Origin of the sequence: Nonomuraea spiralis, assembly GCF_014648435.1 — a bacterium.
GTDB classification, from domain to species: domain Bacteria; phylum Actinomycetota; class Actinomycetes; order Streptosporangiales; family Streptosporangiaceae; genus Nonomuraea; species Nonomuraea spiralis.
Window position 1 is genome coordinate 83,271 of sequence record NZ_BMRC01000022.1, and the last position, 16,340, is coordinate 99,610.

Below are 16,340 nucleotides of genomic sequence, written 5' to 3' on the forward strand. Positions count from 1 at the left end.
GATGAGGGTCATTGACACTTGGAGCGGCCTCAGAGACCGATCCAGCAATAGAGCAGTTCGTTTTCCTTCTGGGCCCGGCGGGCGAGGTCTCGTAGCCCGGTGAGGGTCTCCAGGAGGTATCCGTCGCCCGGCGGTATGTTCGCGAACTCCTCGATGTGCTCCCATTGCTCGACGAGTACGTCCACCCTGTCGTCGGGAATGTCGGCGAGCGTGTCGCGTACGTCGGGAGAGAGCTCTTCGATGCCCGGCCCGTCCTTGTAGGGCGAGTCGTCAGGAAGGGCTTCCCATTCCTCCATCGTCGCCGGGGCGCCCTCGGGCGGTGGATGAACGGTGCTCGTCTGCACCAGGTCGAAACTGAAGGGAATCTCCCTGGCCAAGGCTATGAGCCGGCCGAGAATCATTTCGGGATCGATCCCCTTGGCGTCCACCGCGTCGAATGCCGGCCCGCCGCGCACTGGCTTCTCGACGGCACGAGGAATCTCCGGTTTCTCCGCGGCGGCCCGCCTGTCCGCCGCCCGGTAGTAGTCGTAGAAGATCCCCATCCGGCCCCTCCCGTTCTGATCGTCGGCAGCCATTCTCGTGGAAACTCAGGAGTCCGCAGATCATCATGATTGGACAGAGGGCTCATAGAACTCGGGCAGGCCGACAGGAGCGGCGAACGCTGACCCGCACGCAGGACCCCGCCCGCCTCGCCGGGCATTGACGTTCGTGACGGGCTCGCGCACACAATGGGTCGTGGCTTGGAGCCCGCTCCTCGACGGTGACCCCCAGCGTATCGGCGTGTACACCCTCGCGGGCCGTCTCGGCGCGGGTGGGCAGGGGGTCGTCTACGAGGCGTACGGGCCGGCCGGTGACCGGGTGGCGGTCAAGGTGCTGCACGCCGGGTCGGCCTCCCTCCGCCCGCCCGACGGCGAAGTGCGGGCATTGTCGAGGATCGCCCCCTTCTGCACCGCCAGGATCCTCGACTTCGACCTGGAGGCCGAGCGGCCGTACATCGTCAGCGAGTTCGTGTCGGGGGCGAGCCTGCGCGCGGCCGTCCAGGAGCACGGTCCCTTCCACGGCGACGAGTTGCACCGGCTGGCGGTGGGGGTGGCCACGGCCCTGGTGGCGGTCCACCGCGCGGGCGTGGTGCACCGCGATCTCAAACCGGACAACGTGCTGCTGGGCCCCGACGGGCCCCGCGTCATCGACTTCGGCATCGCCCGGCTGCTCACCGGCTCGATCACCCCGGGCGGCGCCGTCGGCACCCCGCTCTACATGGCCCCCGAGGTGCTGCGCGGCGCCCAAGCGGGCCGGGCGGCCGACGTCTACGGCTGGGCGGCCGTCATGTTGTACGCCGCGTCGGGCCGTCCGCCGTACCGGACGCAGGCGCACACCGTCCCGCTGCCGGAGCCGCTCCGCGTACTCGTGGACGCGGGGCTGGCCGAGCGGCCGGAAGAACGTCCGGCGGCCCGCGACCTCCTGCTCGGCCTGCTGGAACACCGGGCCGCCCACGGGAACCTCATGGAGGCCGGCAGCCGGGCGGCGGGCGTCGTCGCCGCCCGGAACGGCGCCGTACGGCCGCCGCTCGGCGAGTGCGCCGAGCAGGCGTTCGCGGCGCTGCCCGAGCCCGCGCAGGCCGCCGTCCCCGGCCTCCTGGTACGCCTGGTCGGCCCCGGCGACCAGCTCAGATCCGCCGCCCTGGACGAACTGGGCGACGACCCGGCCGCGCCCGTCGCCGTCGAGGCCCTGCGCCGGGCGGGGATGCTGACCGGCGACGCGAACGGCGTGCGCATCGCCTCGCCCGCCCTGCCCGTCGCCTGGCACCGGCTGCGTGGCTGGCTGGCCGACGAACGTCCCGGCCTGGCCGATCACGAACGCCTGCGCGACGCGGCCCGGGCATGGGCGGCGAACGGGCACAAGGACGCCGACCTGCACCAGGGCTCCGCGCTCGAACGCGACCACCGCTGGGCCGGCCAGACCCGGCGGCACCTGCGGCTCAACCCGGTCGAACGGCGTTTCCTCGCCGCCTCGGCCACGCTGGCGGGCCGTCGCAGGCGGCGCCGGGCTCTGCTGCTCTCCCTGCTCGCCGCGCTGCTCGCGGTGGCGGCGGTCCTGGGCACGCTGGCCGAGACGCAGCGACGTACCGTCACCGGGCAGCGGGACGAGGCGATCGCCCGCGGGCTCGCCGCGCGGGTGCCCGCGCTGCGCCTGCACACGCCCACCACCGCGATGCAGCTCAGCCTCGCCGCCTGGCGCCTGTCCCCCGTGCCCGAGGCGCGGCTCGGGCTGCTGGCCTCGCTCGGCCAGGCCGACGTCAGTACGGGCATCGACGGCAGGTACGTCGCCGTGTCGGCCCGGGGGCACGTCCTGACCTGGGACAGCGACGGCGGGACGGTCCGCGACCCGGCCACGCGCCGGACGCTGGGCACGATCGCCTCGCCCGATTGTTGCGCGAACAGCTTCCTCAGCCCGGACGCCTCCCTCCTGCTCGCCATCGACGCCTACCAGTACAAGGCCCGCCTGTTCGGCGTGCGCGACGGCCGCCTGCTGCACGAACTGCCCCTGGTCGGCAACGGAGCGGTCTTCGCCGCCCGGGGCGGCAGGGCGGCGGTCTTCACGTACGACTCCGGCAGGCCGGTCTCGGTGCTCGACCTGCGCAGCGGCACCGTCGTGAGCACGCTGACCAGGAAGACGGTCACGGCGGTGGCCCTGAGCCCCGACGGTTCCACCCTCGCGCTGGCCGGCGCGGACCGCCGGGTGGAGCTGGTGGACCTCGCGTCGGGACGTACGGCACGCGCGTTCACCGTCCCGCCCTCCGACGACCAGATCCGCGCGCTGCGCTTCACCCCGGACGGCAGGACCCTGATCACCCACGCCGTCGAGCTCCGCTTCTGGGACACGGGCACCGGCGCCGAACGCGCCGACCACGCCGCGGCCGGGGAGCACGTGGAGAGCTTCGCCACCGACCCCGGCGGGCGGTGGCTGGTGACCGCGAGCAGCCAGGGCTTACGGCTCTGGGACGTACGCGCCCGCTGGTCGGCGACCGTCGTACCGGGCCTGCCGTCCCTGGTGGAGGAACTGGCGTTCACCGGCGACGGCCGCGGCCTGGCCTACACGGTACGGCCGGGCGGCGTACGGTTCGCCGACGTGACCGCCTGGACCGCGCCCGATCGGCTGGGCGGGGAGGCCGTGCAGGCGGCGCTGGCGGCCGGGGCGGAACGGGCCGCCACGGCCGGGCCGGACGGCGTACGGGTGTGGGACCTGCGTACCCGCGGCCAGGTCGGGCCCACCCTGGTCTTCCAGGGCACGGAGGCGACCTCGCCGTGCTCCGACCCGAACGACCCCAAGCACGCGGTGACCCTCAGCCCGGACGGCTCCACTCTCGCGGCGGTCACCCCGGACGGAGCCGTACGGATCAGCGACGTCGCCACCGGCCGTGAACTGGCCCGCCTCCCGCGCCGCCAGCCCCGCCGGACGGGCGATCTGTGGCGGGTCGGCGACCTCACGTTCGGCCCCGACGGCAGGACGCTCGCCGCCGCCACGACCTACCGCGCGGCCGGCACCTGCGAGGAGGAACGGGCCACCCAGCTCTGGACCGCCACCCCTTCCTGGCGGCCGGCCCACACGGTGAGCGCGACCTACGGGAGTTTCGCCTTCCTCCCCGGCGGCCGGGAAGTGGTGGTACGCGACAACGACGGGCTCGTGCTCATCGACGTCGCCTCCGGGCGCGCGGTCCGGCGGATCAACACCGATGCCATCGGCGGGTCGCTGAGCGGCCTCGCGCCCGACCCCCGCTACGCGCTCACGGGCGTCAACGCGTTGTACCTCGCCGATCTGCGTACGGGCCGCCTCATCGAGCCGCCGCTGGTCAGCGAGGCCGGCATCGACGCCGCCGCGTCCTCCCCGGACGGCCGCACCCTCGCCACCGTCGACGGGGACCAGCGCGTACGCGTACGCGACACCTCCACCGGCCAGGTCGCCGACCTCCCGTTCCCCGGCACCGCGGGCCCCGTGCTCGCCCTGTCCTTCTCCCCCGACGGCCGCACCCTGTACGTGCTGACCGGCGACGGCGTCCTGTTCACGTACGTCACCGACGGCCCCCGCGCCGCCGCCCTGCTGTGCACCCGCGTAGGCGGCCACCCCTCCCGAACCGACTGGTCACGCTACGTCCCGGACGCCCCGTACCGCGAACTCTGCTGAACGGCGCAAGCGGCCCGAGTCGTGATCGTGGTGATATCTGCCGCTGCGAAGATCCAGGACTCATGAGGGGACGAATGACCATGCTGGTTCTCCTGGTGACCGCGTCCACGGTGACCGCGGGACCGGCCGTACGGGCCGATGCCGTGACGGATCCGGCGGGGGCCATTCAGCGCCGGCTCGTGCCGGGCCATGGGGTGCGGATCGTTCAGCGTACGAAGGCGAACTGGTTCGGCAGTTGGTCCACCCACAAGCCTGTGCGCGGCGTCGTGGGGTTCGGCAAGGGCAAGATCGTGGCCACCGACCTGACGAACTACAACCTGGGACGCGCCGGCATCCGCAACATCTGCATCGGAAAGCGCGGCTACCAGTTGGAGGCCAGGCCCGACGCCGACCGGCCGCTCCCGCCGGGCAAACGTTGGGTCACGTACGAGTGGCCGTGCCGGCTCGACCTGAAGTCCGGCCACCACCTCAGCCTCAGCGACCCCGCCACGCTCAGAGCGGTGCTGGCCACCACCACGAGCAGGCGGCCCGCCGGGATGTACGACGGTGTGCGCACCACCGTCCACGAAGGCGTCATCACCTTCGCGCAGCTCCACAAGGTGAACCCGGACATGCGCATCGGCGCCCGCAGCAGGCCCACCGGCGAGTACGCCTCCTGGAAGGTGTCCTGGCGGTTGTGGATCGGCCCTGACCAACTGGTCCGCAGGGCGTGGAGTGCGTGGCGCGACCCGAACGACAGTCTCGACAGGTCCGCCGGCGAGCCCCCGTACTACTCCTTCGTGGAGGATCTGCGGTTGTCGGACTGGGGGATGAAGGTGGACATCCAGCCCCCGCCCGCGGACGAGACGGTCTCGTCGGAGGAGCTGGACGACTGACCCCGGACGCCCCACAACCTCAAGGACGTCCCATCGCAACTTAGGCAGATGTCTAATTTGACAAGCCTCTAAGCAGTGGCTCAGGCTCGGAGCTGTTTAGATAAACTTCTATTCAGCGGGGTGTCATGCCCATCACCCCGCGGTCATCTGAAGAGCCGTCATGAGTGACAGTTGTTGCGATACCGCCGCGATCGACATTGAGCAGTCCGCCGGCCGCGAGCGGATCGACGCGCTGCCCGTCTTCGTGATCGGCGCCGGGCCGGTCGGGCTGGCCGCCGCCGCCCATCTGGCCGAGCGGGGTGTCGGCTTCACCGTTCTGGAGGCCGGTGAGCGGGTCGGCGCCTCGGTGGCGCGCTGGGGGCACGTACGGGTGTTCAGCCCGTACCGGTACGACATCGACGCCTCCGGCACGTACACCAGCCCGAACGTGCTCGGGGCCGGCCACTCCGCCGCGACCACGTGAACGGCGGCCGCATCCGCGTGCTGACCGGCTTCTTCACCCACCGGCTGAACACCACCGCGAGCGGCGTCGAGGTGATCGGCCGCGACCCGTTCGGCCATGAGCAGGCACTCCTGCGGGACCGTCCCGGCCCATGGCGTGGACGAGCTGTCCCACCCCGAGCCCGGTTACTACGCGGTCGGCGTCAAGAGTTACGGCCGCGCCCCGACCTTCCTCATGGCCACCGGTTACGAGCAGGTTCGCTCGGTGGTGGCCGCGCTGGCCGGGGACTGGGAGGCGGCGCGCGACGTACAGCTCGAACTGCCCGAAACGGGCGTTTGCTCCTCCGACCTGGCCGAGGCCCAGGAGCGGCGGGTCGGCCTGGCCGCGGGCGTCGGCGGCGGCCGGCCGGTGACCTCACTCCCGCTCACCCCCGTCGGCGCCGAGACCGGCGGCGGCTGCTGCGGCTGAAGGGACCTATGATTTAGACAAGCTTCTAATCAGCAGGAGGTCGTCATGACAGGTCAGTGCTGCGCGCCGATCGCCCGCGAACCGCTCACCGAAGAGGCCGCCGCCGAGCTCGCCACCCTGCTCAAGGCCGTGGCCGACCCCGTACGGCTGCGCCTGCTGTCGATGATCGGCTCCCACGCGGGCGGCGAGGCGTGCGTGTGCGACCTGACCGACACCTTCGACCTGACCGCCCCCACCATCTCCCATCACCTGAAGGTGCTGCGGACCGCCGGGCTCATCGACGGCGAGCGCCGCGGCACCTGGGTCTACTACCGGATCATCCCGGAGACGGTGACCAAGCTGGGCGCCCTGTTCACCCCGCCGGCCGAGCCCGGCCCGAGCTGATTCCAGAACTGTGTCGAGAACGTGGTGTCGGCTCCGTCCCGGGTACGACGAGCCGCGCGTACGCGGCGACAGTGGACGACAACGGAGGAGCGACCGTGCGACCGAACGAGATCACCGAGGTGCTGAACCGGCCGATCAGTCAGGAACTGCTGGCCCGCGACGTGACCCGCCTGGCCTACGTGGCCAAGGACGGCACACCCCGCAACATCCCGATCATCTTCACCTGGAACGGCTCGGAGATCGTCGTGTGCACGCCGAAGAACGCCCCGAAGCTCCAGGCGTTGCGCGAGAACCCGATGGTCGCGCTGACGATCGACACCGAGACGCACCCGCCCAAGATCTTGTTCATCCGCGGCCGGGCCGAGCTGGACCCCGTCGACGGCATCCCGGACGAATACCTCAAGACGACCAGCACCTACGAGATGACGCCCGAGCAGCGGGTCGAGTGGGAGGCGGAGGTGCGTTCGCTCTACCACGACGGCATGGTCCGGATCGTGGTGACCCCGACCTGGGCGAAGCTGATCGACTTCGAGACGACCCTGCCGAGCCCGGTCGAGGAACTGCTCCGGCAGCGCGAGGAACGTCGGCGCGGCTGAGCGGCTGAGCGGCTGCGTGGCTGAGTGGCACACCGTCAGACCACCGCAAAAGACCCCGCCACAAAAGACCCAGCCCCAAAAGACCCGCCGCAGAAGACCCGCCGCAGAAGACCCAGCCGCAGGAAAACCCCGCCGCGGAAAATTCTGCCGAAGAAATGTCGTGGCGGGATGTCGAGATCCCGCGGCTGGTTCCGTCCCCGGTATGAACACGGCCAGACTGGGCCGTACCGCAGAAGGAGAATCTGATGGCCAAGTACCTGCTGCTCAAGCACTATCGGGGCGCGCCGGCATCGGTGAACGACGTGCCGATGGACCAGTGGACGCCGGAGGAGGTCTCGGCGCACATCCAGTACATGCGCGACTTCGCCGCCCGGCTGGAGGAGACCGGCGAGTTCGTAGACAGCCAGGCGCTCCTCCCGGAGGGCACGTTCGTCCGCTACGACGGCGAGGGGCGGCCGCCGGTCACCGACGGCCCGTTCGCCGAGACCAAGGACCTGATCGCCGGCTGGATGGTGATCGACGTCGAGACCCGCGAGCGGGCGCTCGAACTGGCCGGCGAGTTGTCCGCGGCCCCGGGCGCGGGTGGGAAGCCGATTCACGAATGGCTTGAGGTGCGCCCGTTCATGGCGGAGCATTCCGCGGTGATCGAGTGAACGAGTCGTTGCTGCGGGAGCTGGTTCCCGCGGTGATCGGCGTCCTCGTCCGCCGCGGGGCCGACTTCGCGGCGGCCGAGGACGCCGTGCAGGACGCCCTGGTCGAGGCCGTACGGGTGTGGCCGGGCGGCCCGCCGCAGGACCCCAAGGGCTGGCTGGTCACCGTGGGCTGGCGCAAGTTCCTCGACGCCGCCCGCGCCGACACCTCCCGCCGGCACCGCGAGGTACGCGTCGAGGCCGAGCCCGCGCCCGTCCCGGGCGAGGCGGTGGACGACACGCTGCGGCTCTACTTCCTGTGCGCGCACCCGTCCCTGACGCCGGCCTCGGCCGTCGCGCTCACGCTGCGCGCGGTCGGCGGCCTGACCACGCGCCAGATCGCGCAGGCGTACCTCGTGCCGGAGGCGACGATGGCCCAGCGCATCAGCCGGGCCAAACGCACCATCTCCGGCATACGGTTCAACCAGCACGGTGACGTCGCCACCGTGCTGCGCGTGCTCTACCTGGTCTTCAACGAGGGCTACTCCGGCGACGTCGACCTGGCCGACGAGGCGATCCGGCTCACCCGCCAGCTCGCGGCCAGGACCGGCCATGAGGAGGTCGCGGGCCTGCTCGCGCTCATGCTGCTCCACCACGCACGGCGTCCGGCGCGGACCGCGCCCGACGGGAGGCTCGTGCCTCTCGCCGAGCAGGACCGCGGTCTGTGGAACACCCGCCTGATCGCCGAGGGCGTCGACGTGCTCCAGGCGGCCCTCGCCCGCGACCGGCTGGGCGAGTTCCAGGCCCAGGCCGCCATCGCCGCGCTCCACGCCGACGCCCAGGCGGCCGAGGAGACCGACTGGGTGCAGATCGTCGAGTGGTACGACGAACTCGTGCGCCTCACCGGCAGTCCGGTGGCCCGCCTCAACCGGGCCGTCGCCGTCGGCGAGGCCGACGGCCCGCGGGCCGGTCTGGCCGCCCTGGCCGAGCTCGACCCGGCCCTGCCCCGCCACTCCGCCGTCGCGGCGTACCTGCACGAACGCGACGGCGACCCGGCCACGGCGGCCCGTCTCTACGCCGAAGCCGCCCGTTCGGCGCCCAGTCTCCCCGAACGTGACCACCTCACCCGGCAGGCCGCACGGCTCAACGCCCGCCTACGCGACTGAACGTACGGTGATCAGGCCCTTGCCCGGAGGCGCAGCGCGCCGCGCAGCAGCGGCCGGGCGGCCAGGGCGACGAGCATCGCGGCGAGCACCCCGACCCCGGCCATGACGACGGCCCTGGCTCCCGCCCAGCCGAGCCACTGCACCTGGTAGATGTCCAGGAGGGGCAGGACCACCACCGCGACTCCCGACACGGCCGCCACCACGCACACCGGCAGCGCGGCGATGACCGCCTGCCGTACGAGCACCCGCCCCAGGGCCCGCTCCGGCACGCCGGCGGCGGCCAGCGCCGCGAACGAACGGCGCAGGTCGATCAGCTCCTCCGCCTGGTGCACCACCAGGGCGACCGCCGCGGTCACCAGGGCCACCAGGAGCGCGACGTCGACCAGCACGTGGGCGTGGGAGTAGCCGCCGGGCGCCTGCTGGGCCCCGGCCCCCGCGCCGAAGAACACCGTCAGGCTCACCACGGACAACGCCCTGGCCCACGCCCGCGGGTCCGCCTCGACCAGCCGCGCCGCCAGCAGCGCCTCCGCCGACCTGGCCCGCCGCCCGGCCCGGCGCGCGGACGCCCCGATCAGCCAGGTCGTGGCCAGAGTCAGCCCGAACAGCATCATGACCAACCCTGCCGCCATGGCCACCACGGACCCGTACGGACCGACCAGGGGGAAGCCGCCCTTCAGCGAAGCTCCGAGGCCGAAGAGGCCGATTCCCGTCGCGAGGAGGAGCAGGTCCTGCGCGCGCGGCCCCCGCACGCGCGCCCGGCGGGTCACTCCCAACGGCGAGACGACGACGTGCCGCCCGGCGCGCATCCCCGACAGAACCCCGCCGTACGTCACCAACGCCACGACCACCGGCACCTGCGGCAGCGGCCCGGAAAGATGGGTGACCACGTAGAGCACGCCGCCGGCCAGCGACCCGCCCGACGTCAGCAGACCGCCCTCCAGGGCGCCCAGCCGCCGTACGTCGTGCGGCGTCGCGCCCGCCAGCCGCAGGGCGGCGAGCCGTCGTTCCCTCGTGGCCGAGGCCAGCCGGTTGGCCTGGTGGACCAGGGCGGCGACCGGCACGGCCAGCAGGGCCAGGCCGAGCCCCGTCAGCGAGCCGCCCTCGTCGTCGAAGTCGGCCAGGCTGACGGCCGTGCAGACCAGGAACGTCGCCACCGCCGCGCCCGTCCCGACCAGCCAGGCGCGTACGCGCTCGGCCCGCGAACGCCCCCTGTTCAACATCAGCAGTACGGCGATCACCGTTCCACCCCTGCCAGCACCGCTCCGTCACGCAGGGCGATCTCCCGGTCGGCGTAGGCGGCCACCCGGTTGTCGTGGGTGACCAGGACGACGGCGGCACGCGCGGCACGAGCCGCGCCGAGCAGCGCGCTCATCACCTGCTCGCCGCCGAGCGTGTCCAGCGCTCCGGTGGGCTCGTCGGCGAAGACCACGCGCGGGCCGGTCACCAGCGCCCGCGCGACGGCCACCCGCTGCCGCTGTCCTCCGGACAACTCGTCGGTACGCCGGCCGGCGCAGTCGGACACCTCCAGCCGGGCCAGCCACTCCGCCGCGGCGGTCATCGACTCCTGCCTGCCGTGCCGGTTGAACAGCAGCGGCAGCGCGACGTTCTCCGCCGCGGTCAGCTCGGGCACCAGCTCGCCGAACTGGAACACGACGCCGAAGCTCTCGCGCCGCAGCCTGGTCAGCTCCTCCTCGGGCAGCGTGTCGATGCGCCTGCCGTCCAGGACGACCTCGCCGGCCTCCGGCCGGACGACCCCGGCCAGGCAGTGCAGCAACGTCGACTTGCCCGAGCCACTCGGCCCCGTGACGGCGACGATCTCGCCCTCCGCGATCTCCAGGGAGACGCCGGCCAGCGCCCTGGTCGGGCCGAACGACTTGCCCAGGCCCCTGGCCTCAAGCATGGTTGTCCTCCTTCATCCGCGCGAGGGCGGTTTCGATCCAGCGCAGGTCGGCGTCGAGGTGCTGGAGCGCGTAGTCGGCCGCCAGCACCTGCGCGGGCGCGCCGGACGCCTTCTCGGCGGTCAGCTCCCGCATGCGGGCCAGATGCGCCTCGCGTTGCCGTACGAGGTAGCCGTCGGCCGCCTTTCCCGCGACGGCGACCCGGGCGAACAGGGCACTGGCGACGTACGGCGCGGACGGCTCGACGGTGTTCAGCCACCGTTCCAGCTCCGCCCGGCCGTCGTCGGTGATCGCGTACAGGGTTCGCTCGGGGCCGCCCTCCTGCTGGGTCTCCGCCACCTCCGCGAAACCGTCGCGTTCCAGGCGTTGCAGGGTGGCGTAGACCTGCCCGTACGCCAGCGGCCTGGCGCCGGCGAGACGGTGGTCGTGCTCCTTCTTGAGCTCATAGCCGTGTTTCGGGCGCTCGACGAGGAAGCCAAGCAGCACATGACCGGTTGACATGATCACGACTATACATTCAATGAATAGTCGCAACCAACGGCGCTTTTCTTGGGGGCTATCCGCCGATGTGTGGCGCGCGGGCGGCGGCGGAGCCGTCCCTGATCACCTCGCCGGTGAGGTTGCCGTTGGCCCCCGAGCCCAGGAAGACGATCAGGTTGGCCACGTCGTCCGAGGTGGAGAGCCGGTGCGTGGGAGTGGCGGCGGCGAGGGCGTCGGTCACGAACGCGGGGATGCCGGGGCGGCTGTCGGTGAGCGTGAAGCCCGGCGCCACGACGTTGACGAGGATCCCGTCCCGGCCGCCGTTCCAGGCCAGGCTGCGGGCGAGTCCGTACAGACCGGACTTGGCGGTGCCGTACGGCCCTGGCCCGGGCAGGCCCTCCTCGGCGACGCTCGACGAGATCAGCACGATCCGGCCCCAGCCCTTGGCACGCATGCCGGGCAGCACGGCCCGGACCGTCGCCGCCGTCCCGATCAGATTGGCGCCGATCATGGCCTCCCATTCCGCCAGGGACACGTCCTCGAACCGCACACTGGGGTCGGGCGGCCCGTCGCCGCCCCAGCGCACGGCGTTCGCGACCAGGACCTCGATGCCGCCCCAGCGCTCGACGACGGTCGCAACGGCGTGGTCGACGGTGGACAGGTCCTCAAGGTCGAGCCGGACGAGGTGCGCCTGCCCACCCGCGTCCTCGACGTCGGCGGCCACCTTCTCGGCCCTGTCGGGACGGTCGCGGTAGGTGATCGCCACGCGGGCGCCTTCGCGGCCGTAGGCGCGGGCGGTCGCGGCGCCGATGCCGGACGACGCGCCGGTGACCAGGACCACACGGCCGCTGAGCTCGGTGTTCATGATGTGGTTGCCCTTCTTGTGTCTGCTGCTGCCAGGTCGGGAGGTCGTGGTCAGGACGGCGTCTCGGCACGCACCCGGGTCGCCAGGACGCGCACCGCGTCGAGCGCCGCCGCCTGGGACACCTCGTGCTGCTCGCGGAATCGCGCGAGGAACGGCATGACCGTGGCGTGGGTGAGTTCGGTGTGGACGAAGGTCACGTCGTCGAGCCCGAGCACGGAGAAGTAGGCGCGCAGGTAGGGCTCGTGGAAGTCGTACTGCTCGCGGGGGGTGCCGGGCCCGTAGGCGCCGCCGCGCGCGCTCAGCACCACGGCCGTCTTCCCCTTGAGCGGCAACCAGGGCAGCGTCACCCGGTCGATCCACGCCTTGAACGCGGCGGGCACCGTGAAGTTGTACATCGGCACGCCCAGCAACAGGACGTCGGCCGCGAGGAGCTGCTCCACCAGTGGACGGGTGATCGCCCAGCTCCCGGCCAGCCCGGGGGCGCCGGCGACCATCCGGTCCATGGCCTCGATGTCGCGCACCCCGTGGACGGACGACTGCGTGGCGAGGTGTACCCGGTCCTCGTCGACGGGCGGCACCGGGTCGGCCACCAGGTCACGGTAGGTGTGGACGCCGTCCGGATGGGCGGCCCGCCAGTCGGCCAGGAAGGCCGCGCCGAGTCTTCGGGAGAAGGAGTCGGTACGTCCGCTTGCGTCCAGGTGCAGAAGATGGGTCAACAGATTGCCTCACATTCAAGATGGTCTGGAATCGCAATCAATATAGACCAAGATAGTTGTAAATCAAGAACATCTTGAGTTGGTATCATGCTGCCATGGCCCACGTCCCCGCCACCGAAGGTTCGCCAGGCAGCCGGTTGCACCACGATCTGCACTGGTTGTTCGCCCGGCTGAAGCAGGGCCTGGCCACGGCCGAGACCGCGGCGGTGCGCGAGCACGGTCTGAGCCTGTGGGGCTACACGGTGCTGACGGCCGTCGTCGAAGCCCCCGCCCGGACCCAGCTCGCCCTGGCCCAGGCCGTGTCGGTCGACAAGAGCAAGCTGGTCCTCATCCTCGACGAGCTGGAGGACGCCGGGCTGGTGCTGCGCCGTCCCGATCCCGCCGATCGCCGCGCCCGCATCATCGAGGTCACCCCCGAAGGCAGCCGCGTACTCACGGCCGCCCGTACCGACGTCGAGACGATCGAGGACCGGCTCCTGGACGATCTCGAACCGTCAGCGCAGGCCACGCTGCGGAGCGCCCTGCGACACCTCGTCGGCGAACCCGTCTCACGGGTCGAGGACGGGCGTCCGGCCGAGACCGCCTGCCCGCCCCCGGACCTCGCCGACGGCTCGGCCCCTCCACGGTGATCCGCCGCCACGCCGCCGGACCTGGCTGCAAAGCGGGAGGCCCGCCACAGCGTTTCCGCTGGTGACGGGCCTCTTTCCGGTAGTGCGGCAGGTGTGGTGCCGCAGCTCGCGTTCACAGGCTGCGGGCGGTGATGTCGCCGCTGGAGGTGGTGGCGTGGATGTCGAGGTCGGCGTTGCCGTCGTTCTTGAGGGCGTTGCTGATACGGCCGTAGCTGGTGCCGGCGTCCAGGGCCGCCGAGACACCGGCGGCGGCGGTGATCGAGATGTCGCCGGACTGGGTGGCGAGCACGACCTTGCCGCCCGCGGCCTCGGCGACCCGGATGTCACCCCGTGCGGTGCTGATCTCCGCGGGACCGCCCAGCCGCCCGACCTCGACGTCGCCGTCGACCGCCGTGAGGCGGAGGCTCGCCACCTCCTCGATCTTGATCTGGCTGTACGCGCCCTCGAAGGCGACCTCACCGAGACGGCCGGCGGTCAGCAGTTCGGCGCCGACCGCCTTGGCCTCGACGCCGGAACCGGCGGGCAGGTTGACCGTCACCTCGATGGCCCCGGACGGGCCGAGGTACTGGTTCTTCTCCGGGGTCGTGATCCGGAGGACACCGTCGGCGTACTCGATCGTGGTCTGCTCCGCCGCCTTCACGTCACGGCTCTTCGAGGCGTTCGCGGGCCGGACCTCGACCGTGGTGTCGGCCCGGTCGGCGGCGACGAACCGGACGCGTCCCGCGGGGACGTCCAGGACGGTGCGGATGGCGGCGGGGGTGTCGAACGTCTGCATGATGCTCTCCTGTGGACTCATGTTCGGCGGGCCCGGTTCGCGACCCGGAGGCCGCATCGCCGAACCCTTCATGCGCCAACCATCGCCGACCACCCTGATACCGGACCGTCGCCGTCCTGACACCGCCACTGACACCCATCAGGATGCGACCGGCCACTCGGCTAGACGGTGAGCAGGCCCCAGTAGGCCGCCCACGGGACGAAGAGTGCTCCGGCGGTCAGGAGAAGGGGGAAACGCATCCCACCGACGCCTGGTTCGCGGCGGCGGAGCACGAGGATCACGCCTGCCACCAGGACGGCCGCCGCCAGGGCTTGGAGCAGCAGCCAGAGCGGAGGGCGGCCCAGGAAGGCGCTGCCCACGTCGGTGGCGCCTGTCGCGACGATCCAGAACAGGTACGCCGACGTGCCGAGTACGCTCACCAGGCCGCCGAGGGCTGCCAGGATGGCCAGCCGGCGGACGGTCCTCGGGGCGCGGCGGAGTTTGTTCGGGAAGAGCCCGGTGACGAGGAACCCGGCGAAGGCCAGCAGCAACAACATCGTCAGGGTGACGTGCAGGGCCGGCGCTTCGTACCAGGCCGGGGGGCGTACGGGCTCGGTCGGGAGGGTCTGGGCGGGGGGTTCGTCGGACGTGGGCGGGCTCTGGTCGGCGAGGGTGGCGATCCAGCGGGTGACCGTGTCCAGGTACGTGGGAGCGAAGGCGGTCTCGGGCTGGTCGAAGCCGGTGGTCGAACGCCGCATGTTGTGGTCGGCTCCGCGGACCACGCTTAGTTTGTAGTGGTTGTTCCCGCCTCGGGTCAGTGCCTCCCGGAACAGGCGCATACTCTCGCCGGGTGGCGTGGACCTGTCGTACTCGGCGAACAGGGCCAGCAGCGGTTGGCGTACCTTCTCCAGGGCGGCCGCGGGGGTGTTGCCGACGTCGCCGAACAGGCCGGCGGCCACCAGCATCCTGCTGAGGTTCACCCCGATCGGCGCCTGTAGTGACGGTTTCACCCCGGCGTGGGTCAGGTAGGTGCGGTTGCTCCACAACTGGGTACGGTCGGCGGTCAGCGCGCTGGCGCCGGCGACGACCACGAAGTCCACCGCGCCGGAGCGGGACGCGGCCAGCGGCGCCACCCAGCCGCCCTCGCTGTGCCCCCACACGCCCACCTTGCGGGGTTGCACGTCGGCGCGTGTACGCAGGAGCCGTACCCCCGCGACGGCGTCGTCGGCGAGGTCGGCGAAGGAGCTCGTCGCCCGGGAGTAGTCGGCGCGCTTGTCGTAGATCAGCACCGCGGTCCCGGCGCGGGCGAACGCCTCGGCCTCGGCCCGGTAGGAGTCGCGGCTCCGGGCCCCGGCCCCCGCGATCAGCACCAGCCCCGGCCATCGTCTCCCGGTGTCGGCCGGGGTGATCACCGTGCCCTGGAGGGTGACAGGGCCGTTCTTGAAGGTGACGTCAGTGGTTACGAGGTCGTCCGACGCCGCCATGGCGGGCGCCGGGATCGACAGGGAGGACAGTACGAGGAACACGGCCGCGAGCCGGCGGCGTAACCTGCCGTGTTTGCATTCGGGCAGCACGAAGTGCTCTCCTTTGCGTGGAGGTCGGACACATCAAGGCATCGCCCATCGGGCGAGGTGTTGCGGCTTTCGTTTCCTGGGTCGTCGAGTTGCAGCTCGACGGCCCAGGGTCGTCTTCAGATCAGGCTTCCTCCTCGGGATCGGGGAAGGCGACGAATCGGGTGAGGACCGTACGGGCGCCGCGCGGGGTCTCGTCCGGGGCGCGCTGGTATCGCTTGAGCAGCGCGAGATAGTCCTCGAAGAAGTTCTCAAGTTCGCCGAGGTCGAGCCGGATCGAACCGCGCGAGTACGGCACGGCGTCCGACCACACGCCCAGCCGTTCGCGCCGGGCCTGGAAGCGCGCGAACGTCTCCAGGTCCTCGGCCAGCCAGAGCTCGTTGAGCTTCTCGATCGCGGCCCGCAGCTCGGGGCTCTGCCTGCTCAGCACGGGGAAGCGGAGGCTCTGGCGTGACAGTCTCCACCAGCGCTCGCGGCCGTGCCCCCGGTCCGGCACCTCTTCGACCAGGCCGTGCTGGGCCAGGATGCGCAGGTTGTAGCTGGTGCCCCCGGTCGTGATGCCGAGGCGGTCGGCGAGGACGGTGGAGGTGGCCTCATCGATGATCTCCAGCTCACGGAGTATGCGCTGGCGTACGGGGTTGGCCAGGGCTTTCGCCGTCGCCAGGTCCGCGATGGGGTCTGTCAC

18 protein-coding genes are annotated in these 16,340 nt (G+C 71.8%); 9 read left to right on the plus strand and 9 right to left on the minus strand.

From position 1 onward, the window contains the following. Positions 1-29 precede the first annotated feature (29 nt). Positions 30-542, minus strand: coding sequence for a hypothetical protein (locus IEZ27_RS38765; RefSeq protein WP_189651828.1), 513 nt, complete (start codon positions 540-542; stop codon positions 30-32). Positions 543-780: 238 nt separating this feature from the next. Here IEZ27_RS38765 and IEZ27_RS38770 point away from each other — a divergent pair, with 238 nt between their 5' ends. The 8 genes from IEZ27_RS38770 (at position 781) to IEZ27_RS38800 (ending at position 8,742) form a co-directional block, all read left to right on the plus strand. Beyond that, positions 781-4,182, plus strand: coding sequence for a protein kinase domain-containing protein (locus tag IEZ27_RS38770; protein ID WP_189651829.1), 3,402 nt, complete (start codon positions 781-783; stop codon positions 4,180-4,182). 74 nt (positions 4,183-4,256) lie between these two features. Then, positions 4,257-5,057 carry a hypothetical protein gene (locus IEZ27_RS38775; protein ID WP_189651830.1) on the plus strand — a complete coding sequence of 267 codons (801 nt, stop codon included), beginning with the start codon at positions 4,257-4,259 and terminating at the stop codon, positions 5,055-5,057. Positions 5,058-5,217: 160 nt separating this feature from the next. After that, positions 5,218-5,520 (plus strand): FAD-dependent oxidoreductase, encoded by a 303-nt coding sequence (locus IEZ27_RS55385; protein ID WP_308427338.1) that lies wholly within the window; start codon positions 5,218-5,220, stop codon positions 5,518-5,520. A 96-nt stretch (positions 5,521-5,616) separates the two neighbouring features. After that, on the plus strand, positions 5,617-5,967 hold the full coding sequence (locus tag IEZ27_RS54415; RefSeq protein WP_379478703.1) for a hypothetical protein: 351 nt from the start codon (positions 5,617-5,619) through the stop codon (positions 5,965-5,967). Between the two features lie 45 nt (positions 5,968-6,012). Beyond that, complete coding sequence (locus IEZ27_RS38785; protein ID WP_189651831.1) at positions 6,013-6,351, plus strand: ArsR/SmtB family transcription factor; 339 nt, start codon at positions 6,013-6,015, stop codon at positions 6,349-6,351. A 95-nt stretch (positions 6,352-6,446) separates the two neighbouring features. Beyond that, entirely contained in the window at positions 6,447-6,947 is a 501-nt protein-coding gene (locus IEZ27_RS38790) for a pyridoxamine 5'-phosphate oxidase family protein (protein ID WP_189651832.1), read from the plus strand. A 245-nt stretch (positions 6,948-7,192) separates the two neighbouring features. Next, positions 7,193-7,600, plus strand: coding sequence for a YciI family protein (locus IEZ27_RS38795; RefSeq protein ID WP_125643525.1), 408 nt, complete (start codon positions 7,193-7,195; stop codon positions 7,598-7,600). Beyond that, a complete protein-coding gene (locus IEZ27_RS38800; protein WP_189651833.1) occupies positions 7,597-8,742 on the plus strand; it encodes an RNA polymerase sigma factor in 1,146 nt (381 codons plus the stop codon). Before IEZ27_RS38795 ends, IEZ27_RS38800 begins: the two co-directional genes overlap by 4 nt. A gap of 11 nt (positions 8,743-8,753) precedes the next feature. Here the strand turns inward: IEZ27_RS38800 and IEZ27_RS38805 are convergent, their stop codons facing one another. The 5 genes from IEZ27_RS38805 to IEZ27_RS38825 are packed head-to-tail and all read right to left on the minus strand — an operon-like array spanning position 8,754 to position 12,701. Continuing rightward, on the minus strand, positions 8,754-9,980 hold the full coding sequence (locus tag IEZ27_RS38805; RefSeq protein WP_189651834.1) for a hypothetical protein: 1,227 nt from the start codon (positions 9,978-9,980) through the stop codon (positions 8,754-8,756). Next, positions 9,977-10,642 (minus strand): ABC transporter ATP-binding protein, encoded by a 666-nt coding sequence (locus IEZ27_RS38810; protein ID WP_189651835.1) that lies wholly within the window; start codon positions 10,640-10,642, stop codon positions 9,977-9,979. The genes IEZ27_RS38805 and IEZ27_RS38810 overlap by 4 nt, the downstream gene beginning before the upstream one ends. Then, positions 10,635-11,141: a PadR family transcriptional regulator gene (locus tag IEZ27_RS38815; RefSeq protein ID WP_189651836.1), complete on the minus strand. Its 507-nt coding sequence runs from the start codon at positions 11,139-11,141 to the stop codon at positions 10,635-10,637. Before IEZ27_RS38815 ends, IEZ27_RS38810 begins: the two co-directional genes overlap by 8 nt. 55 nt (positions 11,142-11,196) lie before the next feature. Beyond that, the gene (locus IEZ27_RS38820) at positions 11,197-11,985 is read right to left on the minus strand and encodes an SDR family NAD(P)-dependent oxidoreductase (RefSeq protein ID WP_189651837.1); all 789 of its coding nucleotides are present in this window, start codon (positions 11,983-11,985) and stop codon (positions 11,197-11,199) included. Between the two features lie 50 nt (positions 11,986-12,035). Further along, positions 12,036-12,701 (minus strand): FMN-dependent NADH-azoreductase, encoded by a 666-nt coding sequence (locus IEZ27_RS38825; protein ID WP_189651838.1) that lies wholly within the window; start codon positions 12,699-12,701, stop codon positions 12,036-12,038. Between the two features lie 95 nt (positions 12,702-12,796). Between IEZ27_RS38825 and IEZ27_RS38830 the strand changes: the two genes are divergently transcribed. Further along, positions 12,797-13,330 (plus strand): MarR family winged helix-turn-helix transcriptional regulator, encoded by a 534-nt coding sequence (locus IEZ27_RS38830; protein ID WP_125643539.1) that lies wholly within the window; start codon positions 12,797-12,799, stop codon positions 13,328-13,330. A 112-nt stretch (positions 13,331-13,442) separates the two neighbouring features. Here IEZ27_RS38830 and IEZ27_RS38835 read toward each other — a convergent pair whose 3' ends face one another. The 3 genes from IEZ27_RS38835 to IEZ27_RS38845 all read right to left on the minus strand — a co-directional run bounded on the left by IEZ27_RS38835 (position 13,443) and on the right by IEZ27_RS38845 (position 16,340). Continuing rightward, the gene (locus IEZ27_RS38835; protein WP_189651839.1) at positions 13,443-14,105 is read right to left on the minus strand and encodes a DUF4097 family beta strand repeat-containing protein; all 663 of its coding nucleotides are present in this window, start codon (positions 14,103-14,105) and stop codon (positions 13,443-13,445) included. 161 nt (positions 14,106-14,266) lie between these two features. After that, positions 14,267-15,658, minus strand: a complete 1,392-nt coding sequence (locus IEZ27_RS38840; RefSeq protein WP_189651840.1) for an alpha/beta hydrolase family protein — start codon at positions 15,656-15,658, stop codon at positions 14,267-14,269. Between the two features lie 121 nt (positions 15,659-15,779). Further along, positions 15,780-16,340, minus strand: coding sequence for a winged helix-turn-helix domain-containing protein (locus IEZ27_RS38845; protein WP_189651841.1), 561 nt, complete (start codon positions 16,338-16,340; stop codon positions 15,780-15,782).

Excerpts from the sequence above, each read along its gene's own strand:
- IEZ27_RS38830 (WP_125643539.1), top strand. The coding sequence starts at position 12,797 with ATGGCCCACGTCCCCGCCACCGAAGGTTCGCCAGGCAGCCGGTTGCAC.
- IEZ27_RS38815 (WP_189651836.1), bottom strand. The coding sequence starts at position 11,141 with ATGTCAACCGGTCATGTGCTGCTTGGCTTCCTCGTCGAGCGCCCGAAA.
- IEZ27_RS38835 (WP_189651839.1), bottom strand. The coding sequence starts at position 14,105 with ATGCAGACGTTCGACACCCCCGCCGCCATCCGCACCGTCCTGGACGTC.
- IEZ27_RS38785 (WP_189651831.1), top strand. The coding sequence starts at position 6,013 with ATGACAGGTCAGTGCTGCGCGCCGATCGCCCGCGAACCGCTCACCGAA.
- IEZ27_RS38765 (WP_189651828.1), bottom strand. The coding sequence starts at position 542 with ATGGGGATCTTCTACGACTACTACCGGGCGGCGGACAGGCGGGCCGCC.
- IEZ27_RS55385 (WP_308427338.1), top strand. The coding sequence starts at position 5,218 with ATGAGTGACAGTTGTTGCGATACCGCCGCGATCGACATTGAGCAGTCC.
- IEZ27_RS38820 (WP_189651837.1), bottom strand. The coding sequence starts at position 11,985 with ATGAACACCGAGCTCAGCGGCCGTGTGGTCCTGGTCACCGGCGCGTCG.
- IEZ27_RS38795 (WP_125643525.1), top strand. The coding sequence starts at position 7,193 with ATGGCCAAGTACCTGCTGCTCAAGCACTATCGGGGCGCGCCGGCATCG.
- IEZ27_RS54415 (WP_379478703.1), top strand. The coding sequence starts at position 5,617 with ATGAGCAGGCACTCCTGCGGGACCGTCCCGGCCCATGGCGTGGACGAG.
- IEZ27_RS38775 (WP_189651830.1), top strand. The coding sequence starts at position 4,257 with ATGACCATGCTGGTTCTCCTGGTGACCGCGTCCACGGTGACCGCGGGA.
- IEZ27_RS38810 (WP_189651835.1), bottom strand. The coding sequence starts at position 10,642 with ATGCTTGAGGCCAGGGGCCTGGGCAAGTCGTTCGGCCCGACCAGGGCG.